A 24,922-nucleotide genomic window follows, 5' to 3' on the forward strand; every position below is an offset into this window, starting at 1 on the left:
CGTTTGGCAGTGGAATCATAGCAAGGAGTAGCAAGGAACAAAGACAATGCTAAGGAGTGAAGAAAGCTGATGAAGGATTCCACTACGCAGGAAACGGCGGCCCCGCAGGGGGGTGCTCCGCGGCGCGTGCTGATCATGACCGCGGTCGAAGCGGAGCGGAACGCGGTGCTGCGCGGGCTGAGCCGCGGCGGCGCAGCTTCGGCCCCCGCCCGTGACGGGGGGCCCGCTTTCGACGTGCGGCTCGCCGGCGTCGGCTCCGCGCTGGCGGCCGCAGCGACGGCCGCCGAGCTAGCCGCGGACGGCGGCTATGAGCTCGTCGTCTGCGCCGGCATCGGCGGCGGCTTCCCCGGCCGCGCGCCCGTCGGCTCGCTCGTCGTCGCGAGCGACATCGTCGCCGCCGACCTGGGCGCGGAGACGGCGGACGGCTTCGCCGCCGTGGACGAGCTCGGCTTCGGCTCGGCACGCGTGCCGGTCACCGAAGGGCTGGCTGCGCGCTGGACGGCGGCGCTAGAGTCCGCCGGCCTGCCCGTGTGCAGCGGGCCCGTGCTGACGCTGTCGACGGTTACCGGCACGGCCGCCACCGCCGAACTGCTGGCCGCGCGGGTGCCCGGCGCTGCGGCCGAAGCGATGGAAGGCTTCGGCGTGGCCGTAGCGGCCCGGCGTTTGGGCCTCCCCGTGCTGGAAATCCGCGCGATTTCCAACGCCGTCGGCCCCCGTCAGCGCGAGCTGTGGAAGATCGGCGACGCCCTGCAGGCGTTGGAACTGGCCTGCTCATACTTACCGGAGGTGCTGCAATCATGAATATCGCGTTTTCTCCGTGTCCGAACGACACGTTTGTTTTTCATGCCCTGGTGCATGGGCTGATTCCGGGTGCCCCGGAGTTCGACGTCACCTATGCGGATATCGACATTACCAACGGTCTGGCGGCCGAAGGCCAGGGACCCGAAATTCTTAAAATATCTTATGCCGCTCTCCCCTGGGTGTTGGACAAATACGCTCTTCTCCCCTGCGGAGGCGCGCTCGGCCGCGGCTGCGGCCCGCTGGTCCTGACCCGGGAGAAGGGTCAAGGAGCCGAGAGCCTCGCCGGTAAACGCGTCGCGGTGCCGAGCGAGCGTTCCACCGCTTACCTGCTGTTCCGGCTGTGGGCCGCGCGCCATGTGCCCGGCGGGATTGGAGAAATCGTCGTCCTTCCGTTCGACGAAATCATGCCGGCCGTGCAAAACGGCTCCATCGACGCCGGTCTTGTCATCCACGAAGCGCGGTTCACCTATCCGTCGTATGGCCTCCAAATGCTGGCCGATCTCGGCAGCTGGTGGGAAGCCGATACGGGACTTCCGATCCCGCTCGGTGCGATTATCGCGCGGCGGGATTTGGATCTCGCTTCCCTTTCCGCCTGGATTCGCGCTTCGGTCGAATACGCCTGGGCGCATCCGGAAGCCTCCGCGGTTTACGTTTTGGAGCACGCCCAGGAGATGTCGCCGGACGTAACCCGCGCGCACATCGACTTATACGTTAACGAATACACGGCAAACCTGGGAGAGGACGGCTACGCTGCGGTAACCGCGCTGTTGGCGCGTGCCGCGCGCGAAGGTTTGGTGCCCGAAGTGGACCTCGCCTTGTTAAAGTAAATTAAAAATTCCCCTTGGATGTTGGTTAGATAACGAGATTCGCTCTAATACCTCATCAGACATCGTAGTGGAGAAAATGAGAATATGTCGCTAATACAACTATGCTTTGGAGTGAGGTGCTCGATAAAAACGCAATTTCACGCCCATAGACATCCAAGTCGTATTGGCTCACGCCGATCAAGGTGCATGGCGAACTTTCCAACATCTCCAACTCCAAAAAAAGATGCAAATCTGCAGGTATTTTAGGCTGATTCACGAGGGATTGCGAAAAAAGATGCAAATCTGCAGGCATTTCCTGCGATTTTAGAGAAACGAGCCGGTTTCGCCGAAAATTCCTGCAGAATCGCAGGAATTTTCCATTTTTTGTTCTCGCACAAGAAAAAGCATGCATATTTGCAGGAATTCTATGTTAACAAGGTTATCTGATGGGGCACTAGTTCAAAATGGCGACCAAATGGTCGCCATTTCTTTTTTACATATAAGATCTGATTTCATATCCCTTTGAGGATTATAACGATACACCGCCTCGTTGATTATCCGGAGGTATTCCACCTATTGCCAGCACCCATTGTAGTAGGAGTTTTTTTAAGATTTTTCGCCTCGGCTTAGCGGACTCAATTCTTCAAGCCCCCACCACAATTTCCCCAGCTCCCGCTGTTGCTGACTTAGCGGCATTTTGGGCCGTTATTCCGGTCGGATTCGCCTCCACTGAGAAAATAGCGGTCAAAAAGCACTGGCGTTGTTTTAAACCTGACATGGTGTTGCCCATCCCGCAATCTCACTTGCCGCCCGTTATATAGCGGCCTTTTGGGCTGCTATTTCACCCAAATTCGCTTTTTCGGGAAAAATAGCGGCTAAAAAAGGCCTTATTTCTCTGATGCGAGTCCAAAAATCGGTTTTCGGCCCGTTTTCCCCTAAAATAAGGCCCTAAAAAGCCGCTATTTCCCGGCGCTAAGCCGAATTCGACAAAATCGCGGTTTAAAAAGCTTTTATCACGATTCCCCTGCCCAGCTTTCAAAGGAAATACAGATTGGCACTAAAAGCAAAATACGGGTGCCACAGCCGAAGGTAGTAATCCCTTTCACTCTGCCCCTCCAAAACGTTTACGGTATCCGCACTTCCGGCATAACTCCTCCACGGCGATCCGCTGGGAAAACCCTTCATACAACCGGGTGGCCCGCTCGCCCTCGATAATTTCGGAGAATGGGATGTTGTGCACATTCCCCAAATTGATCACGCCTTCTCCATCCAGGCAGCAGGGAATGACCGTTCCGTCCACCAGAATCCCCGCCTGATTGCGCAGCGCATGGCAAAACCCCCGGCCGTCGTCTTCCGGGGCGGTTAGACTTGGCCAGTCAAATTCGTGGTCCTGGTTCAAATAGACGCGTTCGGCCAGCTTGATGCCGCTGCCGGGGATGACCTTTTCTTCAATGCGAAAATCCAGCCCAAACTCCCGTTCAATCAGCTCCAATGTGGCGCGGTTGCGGCTTCTCTGCAGATTCGTCTCATTATCCTGCGTCAGATTCCATAACCGGAAAGAGACGATCAGATCCGATATGGCCGTGGCCTCGCGAACAAAGGACAACACGCTCGTGATATACTCTTCCCGGTCCGTGGAGCCTTCATGTCCGTCAAAGCTGTGCAGCGAAAAGTTGATCTGCCTCAAGGCGGGCTTGCCCAGCAGCTTATGTGCGGCTTTATGCAGCAGCGTTCCGTTTGTCGTAATATTGACTTTAAATCCTTTTTCATGGCTGACATCCAGCAGTTGATCGATTTTGGGATGCAGCAGCGGCTCCCCTTTCACGTGAAAATAAATATAGTCGGTATGGGGCTTAATCTCGTCCAAAATTTTACGGAAATCCTCAAGCTTGATAAATTGAGCTTGCCGCTGAGTCGGCGGACAGAAGCTGCACGCCAAATTGCAAATGCTGGTCGTCTCGATGTAGAACTTCTTGAACTTTTTCATGATGGCTATAACCTGCTTCTCTTCATAATGGTGGCTTGATTACTATCCTTATCAGTGTAGCGTATTTTTCCGTTTGGCCCAACCCGAAAAATTTATCGTAAACTAATCGAAAAACTCGATATGCGGCTTGTCCGCCTTGTAGTAGGCCAGCCTGTCGGCGAGCGTCCCCGTATGGAACTCGAACATATGCCCGTCCGGATCCAAAAAATAAACCGATTTGCCGTCCCGCTCGTCCCGCGTTCGACCTGGCAGGATTTCCGCCCCCGCTGTCCGAAGCCGTTCCAGAACATGCGCCCAATCTTCGTCTTTAACGGAAAAAGCGATATGGGTGTATGTGCGGGGAGCTTCGTTCCGCTCAACCTCCTCCCGATTAAGCGCCAACCAATGGCCGTTGAGGTCAAAATATGCCAACGACCTTCCTTTCGCAAGCAGCTTAGCCTCGAAAACCTGGCGGTAAAATGTGATGGACCTCTCCAAGTCGGAAACGGAAAAACAAAAATGATTGATGCCCTGAATGCTCATGCCTGCCTCTAATCTCCTTCTCCTTGGTGTCTTCAGGACCGGGAAATTCCCGGCCCCCGGAAATTGCCTATTTACCCCGACTTAATAAGTACTTTCATTTCCACGTTCTCTATAATAACAGGAGTCCCCGCGAGTATGATATCCGAACCAAGGTCCAGCGTCAAAGCCGTGGAGGAGATGGAATACAGACGTTTTTCCTGCAAAACGCCATTGATGAATAAATTGGTGTAACTGCTCTCGGATAACCCGGCGAAAGCCGCTGCGGTCTTCCCTTCATCATCCGTAAATTGATTGGCCTGAATCGTGATTTGGGAATGGAGATTCTCCTCCGGCAAATAAAAATATCGATAGACGGCAGGTACAACCGTGAAGTCGCCTCCCGGTGGACCCGGCGGACCGGTTGGTCCTTCCGGCCCTTCAGGGCCTGCCGGGCCAGGTGTGCCTTGGGGACCTACCGGACCCATCGGACCCGTCGGTCCCATCGGTCCTGCAGCTCCCGGCGGTCCTTGCGGTCCGGCCTGACCCGGCTCCCCCGCGGTGCCCGCGTTCCCTGGCGGCCCTTGCCTGCCTTCCATCCCCGCCGGTCCTACCGGCCCCGAGGGCCCTGGAGGCCCTTGCGGTCCCGGCTGACCCGGCGCTCCCGCGGGACCCGCGTTCCCTGGAGGCCCTTGCCTGCCTTCCATCCCCGCCGGTCCTACCGATCCCGGGTGCCCTGGAACTCCTTGCGGTCCCGGCTGACCCGGCGCTCCCGCATGGCCCGCGTTTCCCGGCGGACCCTGCCTGCCTTCCATCCCCGCCGGTCCTACCGGTCCCGCGTGCCCTGGAAGGCCATGCGGTCCCGGCTGACCCGGCGCTCCCGCATGGCCCTTCTCCCCCGGTGGACCCTGCTTTCCATCCGGGCCCGCAGCCCCTATCGCTCCCTCGCTCCCCCGCGGCCCGTCGGCCCCGGGGCTCCCCGGAGTGCCGGGGGGAGAGCTGTACCCAGACGAGCCCTGTCCTCCTCCGCCATTCGGCGATCCTTCCGGATTCGTCAAATGTTTTCGGGAGCGCCTGACTCGACAAGTTCTCCTTTTTTTCAGGGGCCGTGTCGGGCGGCGGCGCCGGCATCGCTTGAGAAGTCTTATCCTTTTCCGTCTTGCGGTTTTTCCCATCAAGCTGCCACCTCCGTTTGATTCCTCTGCTCCTTATCATATGCCGTTCACCCAACCGCGGGATAGGCGAGTGACCTTCTGTTATGAAAAAGAGACTACTGGCAAGGGAAAACCGCCGTCTCACCGCCGAGAAAGAAACATTTAATAAATGGAGTCGAAAATCGTTTCGATATCCCCTTCCGACAAGGAGGTGAACAGCATGCCTGTAATCAAGCCCGTATTTACAGCCGTAGCTACGGCACCGGTTGCCACCGGGGGAGCCGTCACCACTACGGTAACTCCCGAAACCAGCCGGTTTTTTGCCACGATCACGGCGGGTATGATCGGAGCCACGGAGACGACGATTCCCGCCGCCAGCTTTGTCGACGATGCGGACGGGGCCGTTACGACACTCCCCGCGTTGACGGCCAGCGATTACTTCAACGTGTATATCAACGGCGTCCTTCAGCAAGCTTCCCTTTCGACATTGACTACGGCAAGCCTGGTATTGGCCACGACGGACCTGACTCCCGGAGTCCCGGTTCAACTGGAAATCTCCAGCTTTGCCGGCGTAACCTCGGCGATTACGACGCAGCCGACCATTTCGGCTCCGTCGATCACCATTATCACTTAATGGATGCCCCCTAATATGCAGCAATGCAAAGAGGATCCGGCTCGACCGGATCCTTCTTCTTTATGGCGTTATTTATTTTTGCGATTCTTCCACGCCGCCAGGGTCATGCCTTCGGCCATCGGCCATCGGCCGCTTTTGGAGGAGCCGATTTGCTGGGAACTGTAAATCCCGCTGTGTCCCGAGAAGACGTAACTGACCATACAGGCGATAAAAAGATAGAGCGCCCCTTCGGAACCGAACAGCTCGATCCCCATAATAAAACAAGCCAACGGCGTATTTGCGGCCCCGCTAAAAACCGCGACAAATCCCAACGCGGCGAGAAAAGGAGCATATAAATGCAGCCATCCCGCCAAGGAATGCCCCAGAGTCGATCCGATAGCGAACAGCGGGGTCACTTCCCCTCCCTGAAATCCGGTGCCCAGAGTCAACGCGGTAAACAGAAGTTTCCAAAGGAATGCGAGCGGCGATATAACACCACCCTCACTTTGAAAAGAATCCGCGATCAGGGAAGTCCCCAGCCCCAAATAATCGCGGGTTCCCAGTACGTAAACGAACGCGATAATCAGAATACCGCCCACCGCGCTTTTCAGCACCGGATTCGGCAACAACCTGGTGAACTGGCGCTTCAAAGCATGCGTAAGCCCGCTAAAGCTTAAGGCGGCGAGCCCGAACAGGATCGAGGCCAACACCACCTTCAGCAATACCGCAGCCGACAAAGCCGGGACGGGGCCCATCCCGTAATGCAAATGATGTACTCCCCAGATCTCAGTAGCAATCAGGTCACCTACAAAACTGGCGGCAAAACAAGGAACTAATGCGCGATGACTGATCAGCCCGAACGCGGCCACCTCCAGCCCAAATACGGTTCCGGCCAGCGGAGTGCCGAACACCGAGCCGAAACCGCCGCTTATGCCGCACATCAAGAGAATTTTTCGTTCCGGTTCATTAATCTTTATCATGTTTCCAAACCACTCGGCCAGACTCCCGCCCATCTGTACCGCGGTTCCTTCCCTTCCCGCCGATCCGCCGAACAGGTGGGTTCCAAGCGTACCCAGCAGCACCAATGGGGCCATGCGAAGCGGGATCCGTTCGGTTCCGTCTTGAATGCGTTCAAGAATTAAATTATTACCTTTGCCGCTATTGTTACCGAATTTCATATACAAATAGCTGATCATCGCGCCCCCGGCCGGAAGCAGATAGAGCAGCCACTCATGTCTTACCCGTTGCCCCGTAACAAAATCGAGACTTAGCAAAAAAACCGCCGATGCGCTTCCCGCCATAACGCCGACCGCGCTCCCCAGCAGCAGCCATTTTAGAAACGAGCCCGGATAAGCCGCATACGAAAGCGGATCCGCCGATTTTCCTCTCCAGGCGCGCCCTTTGTTTAGTTTCATATGTAAACGCCCCTTTTTTCCTCCAAAATAAATACATTTCAGCGCAGTAAACCAGAATAGTTTATCCCATGCAATCAGGCCCGTCAATAAACTTGGTTCCATCATCCCCTATTCGCCCTCCGCGCATAGAATAAAGCAACTCCAAAGAAAAGGTGATGCCATTGTCCAGCTATCGTAAGGCCTACTTGCTCAAGCAGCGCTACGCCGCACAGATGCTTAAACAGCTCGGCGTTCACGGGATCGGCGTCGGTTTCAAAGATCCGGCCAAGCCCCGGAAAGGGGCGGCGGTCATCGTTTATGCGGATGCCGCCACCTCTGCCGCCGCCGGGCGAAAACGTGGAAAAGCCAAATCCACTCGCGCGGTGGTTTTGCCGGCCAAATTAAAATCGGCAGTCCCGGTTCGTATCGTACGAACAGGCAAGTTTCGTAAACACGGCTTAGACGGATTAAAATTTAGACGGCGCATTCGCCCGGTGATTGCCGGTTACAGTGTCGGAACCCCGAATGTTTCCGGAACGGCGGGACTCATCATTAGCGACAAAGGCTGTCCGAAGAGCCGATATATCCTCAGCAACAACCATGTGCTCGTAAACGAGAACACGGACCGCCGCTCCCTTACGCTTCAGCCCGGCGGCGCCGACGGCGGGACGCTACCACGCGATCAAATCGGCGTGATGGACCGGTTTGTCCGGCTGCGGAAGACGAAACCCAACTTCCTTGACGCCGCTACTTCCAAGCCGTTTCGCCGCAGCCTGCTTCGTCCGGAATACGCCGTGTTCGGACGCGTTCCCGGCTATGTGCGGACCTACAAAATCGGCGACAAATTGAAAAAAGTCGGCCGTACGACCGGTGTCGTGACGGGGACGGTGGAGTCGATCCATACGGATATCCAGGTTGACTACGGGGATTACGGAGGGCTAGGGACAATCACTTTCAAAAACCAAAGCGTGATCCGCGGAAAACGCCCTGTTTCCTTAAGCGGGGATTCGGGGTCCGTCTGGCTGACGCGGTGCGGAAACCTGGCCGCTGCGGTCAATTTTGCCGGATCGGATGAAGGGCGGTTGTCGATCGCTTACCCGGTGGATTGGTTCATGCGGGTATTTGGGACCCGCGTCGCATCGGCCCGAAAATGCCAGCTTAACTCCCCGGGACGCGGAAGCAAGCAAAAGTTTATGTGCGTACAACCCTTATCGGGGAAAATCATCAAATCTCTGCGTCCCCGAAAATGCCGAACCGTTGGAAAAAAGACAAAATAAAAAAAGCTCTCTCCAGGACGGGGTCCTGGAGGGAGCTTTTTTGTTTCAAGCTGCGGTTTATTCCATAAAATCCTTCAGTCGTTTGCTGCGGCTCGGATGTCTCAGCTTCCGCAGCGCTTTGGCTTCAATCTGACGGATCCGTTCGCGGGTAACTCCAAACTCTTTACCCACTTCTTCGAGCGTACGAGTCCGTCCGTCGTCCATGCCAAAACGCAAGCGAAGCACGTTCTCTTCCCGCTCGGTCAACGTGTCCAGCACTTCTTCCAGCTGTTCCTTCAGCAGCTCGTAAGCCGCGGCTTCAGCGGGAGCCGGAGCATCGTGATCCTCGATAAAGTCGCCCAAATTGGAATCGTTCTCCTCGCCGATCGGCGTTTCCAACGATACCGGCTCTTGCGCGATTTTCATAATTTCGCGCACTTTCTCGGGCGTAAGATCCATCTCCTTGGCGATTTCCTCCGGAGTCGGTTCGCGGCCGATCTCCTGCAGCAATTGCCGAGATACCCGGATCAGTTTATTGATCGTTTCCACCATATGAACCGGGATCCGGATCGTTCTTGCCTGGTCCGCAATCGCCCGCGTGATCGCCTGACGAATCCACCAGGTGGCATAGGTGCTGAATTTAAAGCCTTTGGAATAGTCGAACTTCTCCACCGCTTTAATCAAGCCCATATTCCCCTCTTGGATCAGATCCAGGAATACCATACCTCGGCCAACATAGCGCCGGGCGATGCTGACAACGAGCCGGAGATTCGCCTCGGCGAGACGGCGTTTGGCATCTTCGTCCCCCTGCTCGATACGCTGGGCAAGCTGAATTTCTTCATCCGCGGACAAAAGGGGGACGCGCCCGATTTCTTTAAGATACATGCGAACCGGATCATCAATTTTGACGCCCGGCGGCAGACTCAGGTCATCTGTAAAATCAAGTTCACTGCCTTTTGTCAAATCCTCTGTCATGGCTCAGACCCCCACCCTAGTAATGGAAAACAGTAACAATTTTTTTTCTAACGACGGCATACCCTATTTGACAAATTAGTGCTATTATGCTATTATATAAGCAATGTTGAATTGATTTGCCTTTTATTTGACTATCCGTCATTCTAACACATTTAATGTTATTTTACAAGATTATTTTTTATGAATGATAATATACGCTGGTCCCTGGGACCAGCGTTTTTTGTTCCCCTCTTTCGTAAACTCCTCTGAAAGAAACTCCATTTACACGGGTTCGCGATCGGCCCAAACCTGTTCCAGCGTATTCAGGAACACCTCTGTGGGCTGGGCTCCCGTCACGGCATATTTTCCGTCCAGCACGAAGCAAGGCACCGCACGGATCCCCAACTCCCCGGCTAGCCTCTCATCCGCACGCACCTGTTCGCCGTAATCGTCCGATTTAAGCAGGTCGCTCACCTCTTCCCCGTTTAGACCTGCCCCTTGCGCCAGGAAAATTAACGTTTCGGTATCTCCGATATGCAAGGAGTCCGTAAAATACGCTTTAAACAACCGCTCGGAAATCTCCGCCATCTTCCCTTGCTTTTTGGCATACTGCGTTAAACGGTGCGCATCGAAGGTATTGGTAGGGATCATCGTGGCAAATCTGTATACCAACCCTTCTTGCTCCGCCTGTTCCGCTACCCGGTCATTGGCGGCTTTGGCCTCCTCCAGCGACATTCCGTATTTGGCCGCCAACAGTTCCTGCATGCTCGATTGAACCTCCTTGGACATGGAGGGATCAAGCTCAAAACTGCGGAAGATCACTTCGACTTCGTCTTTATGTTTGAAGAGATCAAGCGCTTTTTCAAATCGTCTTTTCCCCAAATAGCAAAACGGACAAGCATAGTCCGACCAAATTTCCACCTTCATGCATTAGCTCCTCCTTATGTTTTCCCAGCGTACTCCTTATTTTCATGCGGGAGTGTCGTTGTGTTACCGAATCAGCCCCATCTCCCTGGCCTGATCCTCCGTCAGAATGAATTGTTCCGTCTCCCAAATCTCGTCTTCGGAAGAGATGCCGAACGCTTCCATCACCTGTTTCCAGATCCCTCTTTCCACCGCTTCGCTTTGGGTGATGATAATTTTCATTTCGCCCCGCTCCTTTTAAAATCCTTTATTTCTATGATAACCGACCTGTAGGCCTTTGAAGCTTCTTTTCATTATATCGCATAAACCGGACCACCGGCCTATAGTTCCCGGTGAACCCGTCGAAAACTGGATACCCCTGTTAATATTTCTATTTTTTTAGCAAAAATAATCCTTTTGACCTATGTCAAAATTCGACAATCCTGACGAAAATATGAGCATAACCCTTTCTTAAGTCATAATTCCCTCGACATTCAGGGATATTCGACCTAAAGACTGGAGGACTTTCTTTTGCGGGAGGTAAGGCCTGGAGTTCCATCTGTTCCCTTTTTGTGTCGTCCGCTACTCCTAGTCGCAATTCCACAACTCGAAGATCAATAAAGGAGTGTACATCTTCCGTGAAAACTATCGCTACCCCCCGCAAATTTGCCGTGCTGCTTGCTGCTCTTCTGCTTTGCTCGCTTCTGGTCGGCCCGTTCGTTCACGCTGAATCCGGGAGCGTCTCCAAAGCGAGAACGACCTGGTTGTGGCACACCGCTCTTATCCAGACTGACTCGTCCGAATTGCTTGACTTTGCAAAGTCCCAAGGCGTCGGAATCCTGTATCTGCAAATCAGTACGAAAGTGGATCTTGCCTCCTACCGTTCTTTTATTCGCCAGGCCACGGAAATGGGCATTGAGATTCATGCCTTGAACGGCGCCCCGGATTGGGCGCTCGAAACAAGCCGTCCGAAATTGGACGCGTTTATGACATGGATTCGCGATTATCAACGAAGTGCAGCCCCGGAAGAAAAGCTGGCAGGAATCCAAGTAGACATCGAACCTTATCTGCTGCCGATCTGGAAAACGGATTACGCCGCCCTGGTGAACCAGTGGCAGAATAATATCAATCAACTGGTCGCCCAGGCTTCGGACATAGGTCTTCCGCTTTCGGCCGCGCTTCCTTTCTGGCTGGATAATTACAAAGTGCCGGACAGCGAGCAATCGTTAAGTTCCTGGATGATCTCCAAATTCGATAGCGTCACTCTCATGTCCTACCGGGACAGCGCCAAAGCGATCTACGATACGGCCAAAACGGAGTTTGCCGAAGGTGAAGGCATGAACAAGAAAATCTACACCGGTGTCGAAACCAAACCTTCAAAAGAAGGGAATTCCATTACTTTTTACGAAGAAGGCATTGATGTATTGAACGAACAGCTCGTCCTGCTGGAACAAATGGGCGGCTCACATTCCTCCTTCGGCGGGATCGCCGTCCATGACCTCGTCGGTTGGATGGACCTCGCCCTTCAAAAAGTAGCGCAATAAGCAATAGGTTAACAAAACCCCGATCTTCAGTCCTGATCTTCCGGCTGGAACGGGGTTTTATATTTTTATCAATGTTTGACAAAAAAAGGACAATTTAAGGTTATTGCAACTGCAAAAAAAGTGCATCACAATATTACAAAATTAGATGTTGGAGCGTATCCACTATCTTTCATATCCCCTAAACGGAAACGACCGATGCTGCCGCTCCGGAAAGAGAGGGTTCCCTATGCCAAGACGTGAACAGGTTGTGCTTCACCGTTTCTCCGGCATCTTTCGGTTCAGGTGGTTGTTTGCTTGTATCTTCCTCTGTCTCGTCCCTCTGATCGCAATACCGGCTCCAAGCGCTTTTGCCGAATCCAGACTGACTCTAGATTCCCCTGCGGAGGGTGAACAGCTTCCCCCGGGTATAGTCAGGATTAGCGGGCAGTATTCCGAAACCTATGATATCAAGCTGGTCGTGAACGGGCTCCGGCAAATCCCCACCGTCATGGAAGCCACCTATGGCTCGGAAAGCGGCACGTGGTTTGCCGATCTCGACACCTCCAGGTTCGATGGAACGATCTCCCTTGTGGCCAAAGGCACCCAGACCTCCACCCGTTACGGCGTATCCAGTGCCACCACTGCCGTCTACGTGGATAATCCGCAGGTTAGCATCCCGCAGGTGCAAATTGTCAGTCCCGAAGACGGGTCAAAAATCAAAAGATCCACGAAGCTTCCCGTCAAAGTCCGGGTAGACGCCAAAAACGACATCGATCGTGTCGAGGTCCGGATCAACGGCGGTCCCTGGGCAACGGCTCTGCCCCGAAAAGGGCAGTACGAGTACATTTGGAACACCAAGAAATCCAAGAACGAAACCTTCAGCATCGAAGCCAGAGCGATCGATGAATACGGAAACGAAGGCCGCAGCACGACCTCGTATGTTTACACGGGACTGAAGAATGTGGAGCCTAATACGCTCCAACCTCAAGACCGGGCGATCTGGATTTGGGAAAAAGCCGCGTATAATCTCTTTTTGAATCCCGGTTCGAAACATGCATTGAAAGCGCTTGCGGACGATACGGACACCTTCGGGTCCGATCCGATCACCACGTTTTACATCGGAGTGTTCCCGTATGAAGGCGTGGATATTCTTGAAGATGAGCCGGAACGGGTCCGGGAATTTGTGAAATGGGCCCACGACAACGGTTATCAGGTGCATGCCTGTATCGCCGGGGGGACCGTTCCTCCCTACTATGGCGCGCTCGCTCCCTTTCACGGCTATGCCATCCGCGAGATGGAGAAGGTGATCAACTACAATCTGTCCTCCGCACCCGAAGAGCGGTTTGACGGGGTCAATGTCGATATCGAGCCTTATATTCTGCCCGAATTCCGTGCGCAAAAACCGGAAGTACAGCTTCAATACCTGGACATTCTGCAAAAAATGATTGAACGCAGGGATACGGCCGGGATTCACCTTCCCTTCGGTCCCGCTATTCCCCGCTGGTTCGACAGCAGCGATGTCGCCCAGGATATCACCTGGAACGGTGAAACCAAATGGCTCTCCGAGCATGTTCAGGATATGAGCGATTACATCTCGATCATGGATTACCGGGACACCGCGGATGGCAGCGCGGGCATTATCGTTCAGGCGCAAGGCGAACTGGATTACGCGGCTTCTATCGGGAAACCCGGTTCGGTCGTCGTCGGCGTGGAAACGCTCGATATCGCCAACAGCGGAGATCCCGAAACGATCACGTTCCGCGAGGAAGGCAGAACCTATATGGAAGCGGAGCTGGATAAGGTGTACGCCGCATTTGCGGAGCATCCGGCGTTTGGCGGTATCGCCATGCACCATTACGATTCCATTCGCTGGCTTCCCTCCGAATGGGGGCCCGGCGGCTTCAAGTGGACGATGGATCCGCCCGACGTTTCGCCGCCTTCTCCCTTGAACGGAGACCCTACGGCTTCGACGGTCAATCATAGCTCCATCGATTTGAATTACGGCCGCGCCACCGACGATTCCGATATCGAAGAATATATCATTTATCGCAGCACGGAGCCCGGATTCGTACCGGACGACTCTCTTATCGGGGGCAGATCCCGCGATTTGTCTTACCGGGATTCCGGGCTGCTTCCGGATACCGTTTATTACTACAGAGTGGCGGCGGTGGACATCAGCGGAAATATCGGCCCGGCTTCCGCCGAGGTGGCATCCGTCACCACCTCCACCTATCTGCGCCCGATGATCGTCGGCGACATGAACGTTACGTTTGACGGTACCCGGGCGAAAGTCACCCTGCAGGTGATCGATCTGGAAACCGGCGAAGGCATCCCCGCAGAGGTGCATGGCCGCTTTGTTTATAACGGCGGCAAATACGTGGATCTGCAGACCGATGCCGACGGCTACGCCACGGCGACCTCCGAAGCACTCCCGCCTGCCTCCGGCATGGTCGGTTTCTGGCCTCAGCGGATCGTGGCCGGCGGATATTATTGGGCCTCCGCCTATGACCGCCCGCACATCGCTACGGTATCCTGGCCGGAAAACTGACCGGGGGGGTAATCCTAGATTTTGAGAGTTTGGATCGCTCCGTTTATAATGGAAAAGAGTGTAATTCCAATGAGTAAAGGAGCGATCCATGATGAAATTGACCTATTTGGGACATTCCTGCGTACACATCGACACAGGCCAGTACCGGTTGATTATTGATCCTTTCCTGACCGGAAATCCTGCCGCCGCAGCGAAAGCTGACGAGATCGAAGCGGATTACGTGCTGCTCACTCACGGTCACTTCGACCATCTCGGGGATGCCGAGGCCATCGCCAAACACACCGGGGCTACGATCGTGGGCATCGTGGAGCTGGCGGACTACTTTAAAGCGAAGGGATTGACCACGGTCGGGATGAATCTCGGCGGATCGTTTCAGTTTCCCTTCGGCCGCTTGACATTCACCCCCGCCCTGCATAGTTCCTCCGTAGTGATAAACGGAACGAATGTTTACCTTGGCGTTGCGGCGGGCATCGTGCTTGACCTGAACGGCTTTATTATTTATCACGCGGGAGATACCGCTCTGTTCAGCGACATGAAGCTGATCAAGATGCGCCATTCGATCAATCTCGCGTTTCTCCCGATCGGCGATTACTTTACCATGGGGCCGGAAGAAGCGCTCATTGCGGCCGAATGGCTGGAGCCTAAACACGTCGTTCCCGTCCATTACAACACGTTCGGGTTGATCGCCCAAGACGGCGAACAATTCGTGAACCGCCTCGGCAAGCTCCAAATTCAAGGGCATGCCCTGAAGCCGGGCGAGAGTCTCGACACCGATTCCTGGAGCTGACACGGCATGCTAAAAAGTCTCCACGCTCCTTTTTATATGAGCGATGGAGACTTTTTAGCATTGCTTTTTTCAGTCGGTTAATTCCCGGCCTTTGGTTTCGGTTCCCAGCCACAACACCGCCGCGGCCCCAATGAGAATCGCGGCGAAGAAAATCCAGAAAATCGCCCCGATCGCGACCTCCCGGGCGACGAGCATGCCCACCAGATAAGGCCCGATAATCCCGCCGATCCGGCCAAAGGAGGCGGCCAAGCCCACTCCCGTGGATCGCACGCGGGTCGGATACAGCTCCGGGGTATAAGCGTACATGCCGCCCCATGCTCCCAGGTTGAAGAAGGAAAGGCAAATGCCGGCGGCGATCAGCATTCCCTCGCTGGTCGAATTGCCGAACCATGCGGCACTGGCCGCGGTCAGGAGCAAATAGACGACCAGGACGAATTTACGGCCAAACTTCTCGATGAAGTAAGCCGCCGTAAAGTAGCCCGGCAATTGGGCCAGCGTCATAATCAGCACGTACTCGAAGCTTTTTACCAAACTGAAGCCTTTAAGCAGCATCACATTGGGCAGCCACAGAAACATGCCGTAATAGGAAAATACCACCGTAAACCAGAGAACCCACAGCATGATCGTGGATTTTCGGTGCGGGCTTGCCCATACCGATACGAAGCGCTCCCGGACGGACAGTCTTGCCGCGGCGCCGGCGCGGGCCTGCTCCTTAAACCGCGGCGGGTCTTGAATCGATTTGCGCAAATAGAGCGCATAGAGCGCTGGAACGGCACCGATGATAAAGGCGGTCTGCCAGCCGTATTTCGGGATGACGAAATAGGCGATTAGAGCGGCGGCGATCCATCCGGCGGCCCAAAAACTTTCCAGCAGGACCACCGCCCTCCCCCGGTCTTTCACCGGGACGGATTCGGAAACGAGCGTGGAGGCCACAGGTAACTCTCCGCCGAGCCCAAAACCGGCAATAAAGCGAAGCAGCAGCAACACCGCAAAACTGGTGGCCGCGGCCGATAATCCGCTGGCGATGGAGAAGATCAGCAGCGTCCAAAGCAGCACCGCTCTCCTTCCGTATTTATCGGCCATAATTCCGGCGATCGCGGCCCCTACAGCCATCCCGACGGAGTTCATACTGGTGAATAACCCGGTTTGCTGCGGCGTCAAGCTCCACTCGGTAGCCAGAGCGGCCGCAATAAATGAAATGATGCCGACATCCATCGCATCGAACATCCAGCTGAGTCCGGCGCTGAAGAGCAGCTTTCGCTGCCCCGGCTTAGCCGGCGTTTCCGCAGAATTCATAAATGTCTCCCCCACTTGTCAGCATGTTATACACGTATGTATAGCTTGCTACTTATTTTAGCAAATAATGCTAATCTTTTCACAAAAAATAAGCTTACACCAAAAAGCTGCGCCTCCCTGATAGGGAAACGCAGCTTTTATTTCGCTTGCGCGGACATTCCCCGGTCTTTCTTAATCAGCAGCCGCTGCCGGACAAAGAACAACGCCAGCAGGACGATCAAGAAAACAAGGTAGGAAAGTATCAGGATTCGCAAATCCATGCCGGGAAAAACGATGGAAGCGCTGAGGATGCCGAACAGCCAAATACTCGACAAATTGCCTACGATATTCGACCAGGTGTACGAACGCGTTTTGATGTTGGAAATGGCGGACATGAACGAGATCAGGTTGTTGGGCATGATCGGGATAGTACGAAGAAAAATAACGGCCCATACGCCGTATCTGTCCAGGCTTTTTTGCCATTTTTCGTATTTGTTCAGTTTGGACAACCATCTGCGGTGAAACCGGTCGGCAAACAAAAATTTACAGAGCAGATATACCACCATGCCGGCGAAAGATCCGGCAACCCAACTGGCCAGCAATCCTTCCTTGACACCCAGCACGGAAATATGCAGCATAACTAAAGTAGCAAAAGGAAAAACTCCCACGATCCCTTGAATCAGGGCCAGGGGAAGCGTAATCAACAGAATACCGAAGCCCGTAAGTCCGGTAATTTCCAACAGCCATCCGGTGAAATGTTCAATAAGCTCGTTCAACGCCTTCGTTCCCCATTCCGTCGCCTGGTTCGACTCTTCTCCCCAGAATGACCAAATCTCGTTCCACCCCATCCATATTGGCTACGCGGGGCAAAAAGGCCCACTTCTCAAAGCCGTGCTTCTCCAGAAGAGCCAGGCTAGGTCCATTATGGGCAAACACAAATCCCAAAACCGTCTTGACGGCAATTCGCGGACAATACGCCAATGCCCTCCTCAGCAAGATACTGCCGATTCCCCGGGAACGGTATTCGCCCGAGATGTAAATACTGATTTCAGCCGTTGCCAAATAAGCCGGCCTTCCGTAGAAGGATTGAAAACTAAGCCACGCGATGACCTTTCCGTTCGCTCTCATCACCCACAGTGGACGAAAATCGGGCGAATGCTCCTTAAACCAGCCAAGCCGGCTCTCCACGGTAATCGGTTCCAAATCGGCGGTAACCATCCGGCCCGCAATCGTTTCGTTATAGATCTCCACGATCTCCTTCAAATCCTCCAACGTCGCGTCATCGATCATATAGTCTTTAAATTCGGATCTGGACATAATGCTCGACCGTTGGAAAAGGATCGTAGAAATGATGCAGCAAAGCCTTCCACTCCTCATATTGCGGCGATTTGCGGAAGCCTACTTCGTGATCGGTAATCGAATGCCACTTGACGAGCAGCAGATACTTATCCGCCGTTTCCACGCATTTGTGGAGCTCATGCTCTATGTACCCGGGCATTTGCGAAATGATTTTGGAAGCTTGGCGGAAATTGCTCTCAAATTCATTGATTAAACCCGGCTTGACATTCAGCTCGGCTACTTCCAATATCATGGTCATCCCCTCCGATTTCTGATTATATCACGGACGGAGCGCTTTATGTATCCAAATCGCCGCGAGCGATCCCTCGCCCATGGCGACGGTCACCTGCTCCGCGTGAACTCCCAGATCTCCGGCAGCAAACACGCCCTCCACATTTGTTTTTTTGCTCCGCGGATCGGTCAGCACATGCCGGTTTCCGCTAAGTTCAACGCCTAACTGCCCCGCCAGATCCGAATGAACCCGGTTGCCTCCAAACGCGATAAATCCCCGCTCGGCGGCAAAGGTTCGCCCATCTTCCAAAATAACCGCATCGATCCGGTCGCCTTGCTTGGCCACGACTTCAGAAATGATCCCGGTTTCGTATCGTATGCCGGCTGCCCGCAGCTTGGCCATTCGGTCCTCCGTGACCCGGATGGCTTCATGGTTAATGTACACTAAGGAACGGGCGCGTTCCGCCAATACTAGAGCCATGTCCGCTCCCGCATCTCCGGCGCCCATCAACACCGTGTCCCGGTCCTGAATCTCATGGCCGTCGCAGTCTGGACAAATATAGACCGTGGAGCCCAGCACGTCGGCCATACCGGCAATCCCGGGAATACGATCGGTGATTCCGGTGGCGAGCAGCAGCGTTCGCGTAATATAGGTGTTCCCCGCCTGATCGGTCAGCTTAAACGTCTCCTCCGCCCGTTCCGCCTTGACCACTTCCGCTGTCTGAAAGAGCACTCCCAGGGATTCGGCCTGCAACCGCCCTCTTTTTCGCAGCTCCGGGCCCGATATCCCTTCCGGAAATCCGAGAATGTTCCGGTAATTCCGGCAGAGCACGGACCTCCCCCGCTCAGCGTCAAGCACGAGAATTCGGTGAACGTCATACCGTCCCAACTGAATCGCCGCCTGCAGCCCGGCTATCCCTCCACCTACGATGATACAATCCTGTACCATGTTTATCTCCGCTCCTTATAATTTCGTATTGTCGTTTTTAAACCCGTTGCGCCTTTACTAATATTGTTTATCTCCCTCCTGTTTCATGCATCCCGCATATGAGGTAATGTAGCAGGGAAGCCTAGGTTCTATATAAACAGTAAAATCAGGTTTCAATTCAAAGGAGGTGAAATCATGGATAAAATTTTGGTAAAGCTGCTCGGGAACGGGGTCATCGTCGTCGCTATGATGATGCTTCTCAGCAATGCCTCTTTTATCGGTTCGCTTCTGACGGCCGTTGCGCTGTCCGCATTGGCTTATTTGTTGGGCGATTTGTTCATCCTGCCTCGAACCAACAATATCGTCGCCACCCTCTCCGACTTTGTCCTGGCCTTCGCGTTCATTTGGGCGATCTCCGCCAATGCCGGCTGGACGCTCTCCATGGGTGAAATATTCTTGATCGCTCTGGTCTTGGGGCTGTTTGAATACGCATTCCATATTTGGCTGCTTAAGGACGGAATCCGCCGCGATGAGAATATGAGGGTCCGTTAATCTCCTTATGGATTCCTCATTATAAGGAAATAAAATAAGCCTATTGTATGCGATAGGGAAACGCCACGCATACAATAGGCTGTTTTATGTGGTCAGGAGCCGAGGACGACCCGGTCGTCGGACAGCTTGTGACCGCTGATCCGCTCAAACTCCCCGATTAACCGTTCCATGGTCAGGTCGCGCTTCGTTTTCTCGTCGATGTCGAGAATGATGCGGCCGCGGTCCATCATAATCAGGCGGTTGCCGAGTCGGATCGCCTGCTCCATGTTATGGGTGACCATCAAAGTCGTCAGTTTCAGTTCGCTGACGATCGACTGCGTCAGGCGCGTGACCAGTTCGGCCCGGGCCGGATCGAGCGCGGCCGTATGCTCGTCAAGGAGCAAAATTTCCGGCTTCGTAAACGTCGCCATCAGCAGGCTTAGCGCCTGGCGCTCACCGCCGGACAACGTACCGACCTTCGCCTTCAGCCGCCCTTCCAGGCCGATGCCCAGGCGGCTGAGTTCGTCGCGGAACATGCCGCGGCGCTTGGCCGAGACGCCGATCCGCAGGCCGCGGGATTTCCCCCGGGAATAGGCCATCGCGAGATTCTCCTCGATGGTCATGTGCGGGGCCGTCCCGGCCATCGGATCCTGGAAGACGCGGCCGATCCAGCGGCTCCGCTTGTACTCCGGCAGATGGCCGATATCCCGGCCGCCTATCAGGATCTGCCCGGCATCCGGTTTAAGGACGCCGGAGATCATGTTCATCAGCGTCGACTTGCCGGCCCCGTTACTTCCGATGACGGTCACAAAATCACCCGGCTGCAAATGCAAGTTCACATTGACCAAGGCGATCTTCTCGTCCGGCGAACCGGGATGAAACAGCTTGGATACGCTCGATAGCTTCAGCATCAGAGACCACCTCCAATCTGTTTCTGCTCGGCCCCGGACACAATCTCCAGCGTTCTTTTGCGGGCCAGACCTTTCTGTTTCCAGGAGCGGCGGACGGTCGGTACCACCAGAGCGAATACGACGATGACGGCCGTAATCAGCTTCAAGTCGGTTTGCTCCATCCATTCGATCCGCAAGGCCAAAGCCACGACGATGCGATATACGATCGAGCCCAGTACCGCCGCAAGCGTGGCGAAAAATACGGTTCTCGCGCCGAAAATCGCTTCGCCGATGATGACCGACGCCAAGCCGATGACGATCATGCCGATCCCCGAAGAGATGTCGGCAAAGCCGGACTGCTGGGCGATAAAAGCGCCGGACAACGCGACAAGGCCATTGGAAAGGCTGAGACCCAAAATGATCGTATTGTCCGTGTGGGTGCCGAAGCTGCGGATCATCCGCTGATTATCGCCCGTCGCGCGGAGAGCAAGCCCCAGCTCCGTGCGAAGAAACAGGTCGAGCAGCACCTTGACGAGGATGACGATGATCGGCATGAGAACGAGCGGCTTGATCGATTCGAAAACCGTACTTTCCCCTAGCAAGCTGACGTTCGGACTGTTCATAATCCGCATATTGATGGAATGCAAGGCGATCATCATCAAGATCCCCGACAACAGACCGTTAATTTTGCCTTTGGTATGCAGCAGGCCCGTCACGGCGCCGGCAACAAATCCCCCCAACATGGCGCAGATCGAAGCGATCCAGGGGGAGCTCCCCCCCGAGATCATAACCGCGGCGATCGCGCCCCCGGTCGTAAAGCTCCCGTCAACGGTCAAATCCGGAAAGTCCAGAATCCGGAAAGTAATGTATACGCCAAGTGCCATCAGCGCATAAATCAAGCCTGATTCCACGGCCCCGAGTAATGAGTTCATCATGGTGATTACCTCCTAAATATTCAGCAAAACGTCCGCACCTATTCGATGATGTTGTTCTCCTTGTCCTGAACCTGGTCCTTCATCGCGTCGGTTACTTCAATGCCTTGTTCGGAGGCCGCTTTCAGGTTCATGATCACATCCAGCTTATCCGGCATCGTCACTTTCATATCGCCGACGTTCTTGCCGTTCTTCAAGACCTCGACCGCCATTTGGCCGACTTGGTAGCCGTGATCGTAATACTTGAATCCGACGGTGGCAAAAGCTCCGTTCTCTACCGTGTCACGGTCGCTGGAGAAGAAAGGAATATCATGCTCGTTAGCGACCTGAATCACCGTATTAACCGCTTCAACAACGGTGTTGTCGAGGGTAATGTAAATGGCGTCCACGCGTCCCACGAGCGATTCGGCCGCCTGCTTCACTTCGGACGTGTTGGTGACGGAAGCTTTCACAAGCTTAATCCCGTGCTTCTCGAGCGCCTTCTCCGCCAATCCGGTCATAACGACGGCGTTCGGCTCCCCTTGATTCATGACGACGCCGACATTTTTGACATCCTTGAAGTTGGTGGCGATAAAATCCATAAGCTTGGAAATCGCCTCGGGGTTCGTATCGGAAGCGCCGGAGATGTTGCCGCCCGGCTTCTCCAAGTTTTTAACAAGCTTAGCATCGAGCGGATCGGTGACCGCCGCAAACAGGATCGGCGATTCTTTGACCTGACTCGCTACCGCGATGGCCGGCGGCGTAGCGATGGCAAGCACCAAATCATATTTTTCGCCGGCGATTTTTTGCGCGATTGACATATTATTGGTCGGGTCGGCCTGCGCGTTGTTGTAATCCACCTTCAGGTTTTCGTTCTCTACCAGCCCGGCATCCTTCAGCGCCGCCATGAAACCCTCGCGCGTCGCGTCCAAAGACGGATGCTCCACATATTGCGAGATCGCGATTTTGTACGTTTTACCTTCCGTCTCCACCGCGGCCCCGGAATTGGCCGGAGCGGCTTCACCGCCCTTAGCTCCCGATGCCGCGTTGTTTCCCCCGTTGTTACCGCAGCCTACAACACCTACCAATAAAGCCGATACCGCCAAAAACATACTGACCTTCTTCCTGAACTTCATTTCTAGATCCCCTCTCCCTTTTAGTAATTTGTCGCTTCAACTGTTTAGACCGCAAACCTATTACCGCTTTTATAGATGAAAGTATTAAAGCAAGTATTATTCCTATATTAAATGGTGGTCAATTATACGTCAACGGGTTTGACCCTCCTAGTTATAAGAAAAAAAGAGCCCCGCCCGGGCTCAGTTGCTTCGTTCAAAATAGAGATGCTTGGCCGTTAGCCCCGAATTCGTCACCTCGAGGATTCCAGCCGAGTAGTACTTCTGCTTCCGTTTGTCTGTCGGGGATCCCGGATTGAACAGCAAAATCCCGTTTTCCCGCTCCAATAGCGGCTTATGGGAATGCCCGAACAAAATCGCGTCCAGCCGTTCGTCGGGGAAAGCCCGCCCCGCTTTTTCCCGGGCCGTCCCCCGCCCTTCCGGCAAATGGCCGTGGGTTAATCCGACTCTCACCCGGCCGTGGCCCAAGGTCAATATTTTCCGGTAACCAAACCGCCTGACGATCTCCCCGGGGTCGTTGTTCCCGGCAATTCCCTCGACAGGGGCCAGAGCCGCCAACTGGTCATACACCAGAAGCGAGGTCCAATCGCCCAGATGGATAATTAAATCAAGCCGCTGGAAAGCCGCCAAAAGCGCGGGCGGAAGTTCCTTCCCCTTTTTCGGCATATGCGTGTCGGACACAACTCCGATTCTCATACGCACGCCCCCTTCTTAACCCCTTATAGCTTTTTCAAATAGACCCGAGCCTCGAACGGGCGCAGTTTCAATCGGGCCAAGTCCTCTCCCTTTCTCGGCTCGTAATTGGAGATAAGCAGTTCCATCCCTTGGGGATCGAGCCCTTCGGGCATTTCGAAGATCGGCTCTTTGCCGAAGAAATTCAAAATAACAAGCAGAACCTCATTATCAAGCGTACGGGTATAGGCATAAATCTCCTCATGAAGCGGTAGCAGCAGCCTATATTCTCCGTAAACGATAACCTTGAACTTCTTGCGCAGTTGAATCAGCCTTTTGTAATAATGATAAATCGAGTCAGGGTCCTTCATCGCTTGGACCACATTGATCTCCATATAATTGGAATTCACTTTAATCCAAGGGGTCCCCTCGGTAAAACCGGCGTGTTCGGTGGCATCCCATTGCATCGGCGTCCGGGCGTTATCCCGGCTTTTCTTGTGAATCGCCCGCATTATCTCTGCTTCCGGCACTCCGCTTGTCCGCTTCTCCTCATAGTAATTCAGCGTTTCCACATCCCGGTATTCGTCGATGGAATCGAAGGCCACGTTGGTCATGCCGATTTCTTCTCCCTGATATATATACGGCGTACCTTCCAGCGTATGAATAAAGGTCGCGAGCATTTTTGCCGAAGGTACCCGGCAGGTCACATCGTCGCCGAAGCGGGATACCGATCGCGGCTGATCATGGTTGCACAAATAATTGGCGTTCCATCCGCGGTTATGGAGAACCGTCTGCCAGTTGCTCATCACTTTTTTCAGCTCGATCAGATTCCATGGCACGGTGTCCCACTTTCCGCTGCCCGCGGAAGCGGCGTCGAGAAACATATGCTCAAACTGAAAGGTCATGTTTAACTCGCGTCGTCCGTCGCCCACGTAATCCAGCGCCTGTTCGGGACCGAGTCCCGAAGTTTCTCCCACCGTCATAATATCGTAAAAATAGAGTACCTTGTCATACAAGTTTTGCAGCAGGGTATGCACATCGTCCAGATTGGAAAACATCTCGTACGCCCTTACCGTCGTGGTCTGATGCGGATTCTCGGCGTCCGGAAGCCCATGCTGCTTCACAATGTGCGCGATGGCGTCGAAACGGAAACCGTCCACGCCTTTTTTCAGCCACCACTCGACCATATCGTGGAGTTTCGCGACAACCTCGGGATGTTCCCAGTTTAAATCGGGCTGATATTTGGAATAAAGGTGCAGATAGTATTCGTCGGTCGCTTCGTCATACTCCCATACCGAGCCGCTGAAGTAAGATTCCCAGTTGTTCGGCGGGCCTCCGTTTTTCCCTTTGCGCCATATGTAGAAATCCCGTTTCGGATTATCCTTGGATTTCCGGGACTCTTGAAACCACGGGTGCTCATGGGAAGTGTGGTTCAGCACCAGATCCATCATCAGCTTCATGCCGCGGAGATGGATTTCCTTCAGCATCAGATCAAAATCTTCCATGGTGCCGAATTCCTTCATGATGTCGCAATAATCGCTAATGTCGTAACCGTTGTCATGATTGGGGGATTTATAGATCGGGCATACCCAGATTACGTCGACGCCAAGGTCTTTCAAATAATCCAGCTTGGATATAATGCCGCGAAGATCACCGATCCCGTCTCCATTCGAATCCATGAAGCTGATCGGATAAATCTGGTAGACCACGCTCTCTTTCCACCATTTGGGATTCATTGCTGCGACGCCTCCTTTGTCTCGGATTCCATATGTATAACATACCCGAAACC

General features: G+C 54.2%; 25 protein-coding genes. 8 read left to right on the forward strand and 17 right to left on the reverse strand.

Going from position 1 to position 24,922, the window contains the following annotated elements; all coding sequences use genetic code 11:
* Window positions 1-69: 69 nt before the first annotated feature.
* Window positions 70-801: a futalosine hydrolase gene (locus LBW89_RS25255; protein WP_148449597.1), complete on the forward strand. Its 732-nt coding sequence runs from the start codon at window positions 70-72 to the stop codon at window positions 799-801.
* Window positions 798-1,628: a 1,4-dihydroxy-6-naphthoate synthase gene (locus tag LBW89_RS25260; protein WP_148449598.1), complete on the forward strand. Its 831-nt coding sequence runs from the start codon at window positions 798-800 to the stop codon at window positions 1,626-1,628. Before LBW89_RS25255 ends, LBW89_RS25260 begins: the two co-directional genes overlap by 4 nt.
* 1,081 nt (window positions 1,629-2,709) lie before the next feature.
* On the opposite strand, the gene LBW89_RS25265 is transcribed toward LBW89_RS25260, so the two are convergent.
* From LBW89_RS25265 to LBW89_RS27615, 3 genes are all read right to left on the reverse strand, one after another.
* A complete protein-coding gene (locus LBW89_RS25265; protein WP_148449603.1) occupies window positions 2,710-3,594 on the reverse strand; it encodes a radical SAM/SPASM domain-containing protein in 885 nt (294 codons plus the stop codon).
* A gap of 102 nt (window positions 3,595-3,696) precedes the next feature.
* A complete protein-coding gene (gene fosB, locus LBW89_RS25270) occupies window positions 3,697-4,116 on the reverse strand; it encodes a metallothiol transferase FosB (protein ID WP_148449605.1) in 420 nt (139 codons plus the stop codon).
* Window positions 4,117-4,187: 71 nt separating this feature from the next.
* Complete coding sequence (locus LBW89_RS27615) at window positions 4,188-5,150, reverse strand: DUF4183 domain-containing protein (protein WP_170286985.1); 963 nt, start codon at window positions 5,148-5,150, stop codon at window positions 4,188-4,190.
* A 316-nt stretch (window positions 5,151-5,466) separates the two neighbouring features.
* Between LBW89_RS27615 and LBW89_RS25285 the strand changes: the two genes are divergently transcribed.
* Window positions 5,467-5,880: a DUF4183 domain-containing protein gene (locus tag LBW89_RS25285; RefSeq protein WP_148449609.1), complete on the forward strand. Its 414-nt coding sequence runs from the start codon at window positions 5,467-5,469 to the stop codon at window positions 5,878-5,880.
* A 68-nt stretch (window positions 5,881-5,948) separates the two neighbouring features.
* On the opposite strand, the gene LBW89_RS25290 is transcribed toward LBW89_RS25285, so the two are convergent.
* Window positions 5,949-7,274, reverse strand: a complete 1,326-nt coding sequence (locus LBW89_RS25290; RefSeq protein WP_148449611.1) for a voltage-gated chloride channel family protein — start codon at window positions 7,272-7,274, stop codon at window positions 5,949-5,951.
* A 161-nt stretch (window positions 7,275-7,435) separates the two neighbouring features.
* Between LBW89_RS25290 and LBW89_RS25295 the strand changes: the two genes are divergently transcribed.
* Window positions 7,436-8,530: a S1 family peptidase gene (locus LBW89_RS25295; RefSeq protein WP_225040741.1), complete on the forward strand. Its 1,095-nt coding sequence runs from the start codon at window positions 7,436-7,438 to the stop codon at window positions 8,528-8,530.
* Between the two features lie 57 nt (window positions 8,531-8,587).
* On the opposite strand, the gene rpoD is transcribed toward LBW89_RS25295, so the two are convergent.
* From rpoD to LBW89_RS25310, 3 genes are all read right to left on the reverse strand, one after another.
* The gene (gene rpoD / locus LBW89_RS25300; RefSeq protein WP_148449615.1) at window positions 8,588-9,484 is read right to left on the reverse strand and encodes an RNA polymerase sigma factor RpoD; all 897 of its coding nucleotides are present in this window, start codon (window positions 9,482-9,484) and stop codon (window positions 8,588-8,590) included.
* Window positions 9,485-9,745: 261 nt separating this feature from the next.
* Window positions 9,746-10,390: a DsbA family oxidoreductase gene (locus LBW89_RS25305; protein WP_148449617.1), complete on the reverse strand. Its 645-nt coding sequence runs from the start codon at window positions 10,388-10,390 to the stop codon at window positions 9,746-9,748.
* Window positions 10,391-10,453: 63 nt separating this feature from the next.
* Window positions 10,454-10,609 (reverse strand): hypothetical protein, encoded by a 156-nt coding sequence (locus tag LBW89_RS25310; protein WP_170286986.1) that lies wholly within the window; start codon window positions 10,607-10,609, stop codon window positions 10,454-10,456.
* A 395-nt stretch (window positions 10,610-11,004) separates the two neighbouring features.
* Here LBW89_RS25310 and LBW89_RS25315 point away from each other — a divergent pair, with 395 nt between their 5' ends.
* The 3 genes from LBW89_RS25315 to LBW89_RS25325 all read left to right on the forward strand — a co-directional run bounded on the left by LBW89_RS25315 (window position 11,005) and on the right by LBW89_RS25325 (window position 15,224).
* Window positions 11,005-11,910, forward strand: a complete 906-nt coding sequence (locus LBW89_RS25315; protein WP_148449619.1) for a hypothetical protein — start codon at window positions 11,005-11,007, stop codon at window positions 11,908-11,910.
* Between the two features lie 226 nt (window positions 11,911-12,136).
* Entirely contained in the window at window positions 12,137-14,437 is a 2,301-nt protein-coding gene (locus tag LBW89_RS25320; protein WP_225040743.1) for an Ig-like domain-containing protein, read from the forward strand.
* A gap of 91 nt (window positions 14,438-14,528) precedes the next feature.
* A complete protein-coding gene (locus tag LBW89_RS25325) occupies window positions 14,529-15,224 on the forward strand; it encodes a metal-dependent hydrolase (protein WP_148451131.1) in 696 nt (231 codons plus the stop codon).
* 69 nt (window positions 15,225-15,293) lie between these two features.
* Here the strand turns inward: LBW89_RS25325 and LBW89_RS25330 are convergent, their stop codons facing one another.
* The 5 genes from LBW89_RS25330 to LBW89_RS25350 form a co-directional block, all read right to left on the reverse strand.
* Window positions 15,294-16,520: an MFS transporter gene (locus LBW89_RS25330; RefSeq protein ID WP_148449621.1), complete on the reverse strand. Its 1,227-nt coding sequence runs from the start codon at window positions 16,518-16,520 to the stop codon at window positions 15,294-15,296.
* 137 nt (window positions 16,521-16,657) lie between these two features.
* Window positions 16,658-17,275 (reverse strand): TVP38/TMEM64 family protein, encoded by a 618-nt coding sequence (locus LBW89_RS25335; protein WP_148449623.1) that lies wholly within the window; start codon window positions 17,273-17,275, stop codon window positions 16,658-16,660.
* Window positions 17,259-17,816 carry a GNAT family N-acetyltransferase gene (locus tag LBW89_RS25340; protein ID WP_148449624.1) on the reverse strand — a complete coding sequence of 186 codons (558 nt, stop codon included), beginning with the start codon at window positions 17,814-17,816 and terminating at the stop codon, window positions 17,259-17,261. The genes LBW89_RS25335 and LBW89_RS25340 overlap by 17 nt, the downstream gene beginning before the upstream one ends.
* A complete protein-coding gene (locus LBW89_RS25345; protein ID WP_148449626.1) occupies window positions 17,797-18,090 on the reverse strand; it encodes an antibiotic biosynthesis monooxygenase family protein in 294 nt (97 codons plus the stop codon). The genes LBW89_RS25340 and LBW89_RS25345 overlap by 20 nt, the downstream gene beginning before the upstream one ends.
* 27 nt (window positions 18,091-18,117) lie before the next feature.
* Window positions 18,118-19,017 carry an NAD(P)/FAD-dependent oxidoreductase gene (locus tag LBW89_RS25350; protein WP_148449628.1) on the reverse strand — a complete coding sequence of 300 codons (900 nt, stop codon included), beginning with the start codon at window positions 19,015-19,017 and terminating at the stop codon, window positions 18,118-18,120.
* A 174-nt stretch (window positions 19,018-19,191) separates the two neighbouring features.
* Between LBW89_RS25350 and LBW89_RS25355 the strand changes: the two genes are divergently transcribed.
* Window positions 19,192-19,548: a DUF2512 family protein gene (locus LBW89_RS25355; RefSeq protein ID WP_225040744.1), complete on the forward strand. Its 357-nt coding sequence runs from the start codon at window positions 19,192-19,194 to the stop codon at window positions 19,546-19,548.
* A 92-nt stretch (window positions 19,549-19,640) separates the two neighbouring features.
* On the opposite strand, the gene LBW89_RS25360 is transcribed toward LBW89_RS25355, so the two are convergent.
* From LBW89_RS25360 to LBW89_RS25380, 5 genes are all read right to left on the reverse strand, one after another.
* Entirely contained in the window at window positions 19,641-20,438 is a 798-nt protein-coding gene (locus LBW89_RS25360) for an ABC transporter ATP-binding protein (protein WP_148449632.1), read from the reverse strand.
* The gene (locus tag LBW89_RS25365) at window positions 20,438-21,352 is read right to left on the reverse strand and encodes an ABC transporter permease (protein ID WP_148449634.1); all 915 of its coding nucleotides are present in this window, start codon (window positions 21,350-21,352) and stop codon (window positions 20,438-20,440) included. The genes LBW89_RS25360 and LBW89_RS25365 overlap by 1 nt, the downstream gene beginning before the upstream one ends.
* 38 nt (window positions 21,353-21,390) lie before the next feature.
* Window positions 21,391-22,464, reverse strand: a complete 1,074-nt coding sequence (locus tag LBW89_RS25370) for an ABC transporter substrate-binding protein (protein WP_148449635.1) — start codon at window positions 22,462-22,464, stop codon at window positions 21,391-21,393.
* Between the two features lie 180 nt (window positions 22,465-22,644).
* The gene (locus LBW89_RS25375; RefSeq protein WP_225040745.1) at window positions 22,645-23,157 is read right to left on the reverse strand and encodes a metallophosphoesterase family protein; all 513 of its coding nucleotides are present in this window, start codon (window positions 23,155-23,157) and stop codon (window positions 22,645-22,647) included.
* 23 nt (window positions 23,158-23,180) lie between these two features.
* On the reverse strand, window positions 23,181-24,869 hold the full coding sequence (locus LBW89_RS25380; RefSeq protein ID WP_225040746.1) for a glycoside hydrolase family 13 protein: 1,689 nt from the start codon (window positions 24,867-24,869) through the stop codon (window positions 23,181-23,183).
* Window positions 24,870-24,922 lie beyond the last annotated feature (53 nt).

Source organism: Paenibacillus sp. alder61 (assembly GCF_020179875.1).
In the GTDB taxonomy this organism is placed as follows: domain Bacteria; phylum Bacillota; class Bacilli; order Paenibacillales; family Paenibacillaceae; genus Fontibacillus; species Fontibacillus faecis.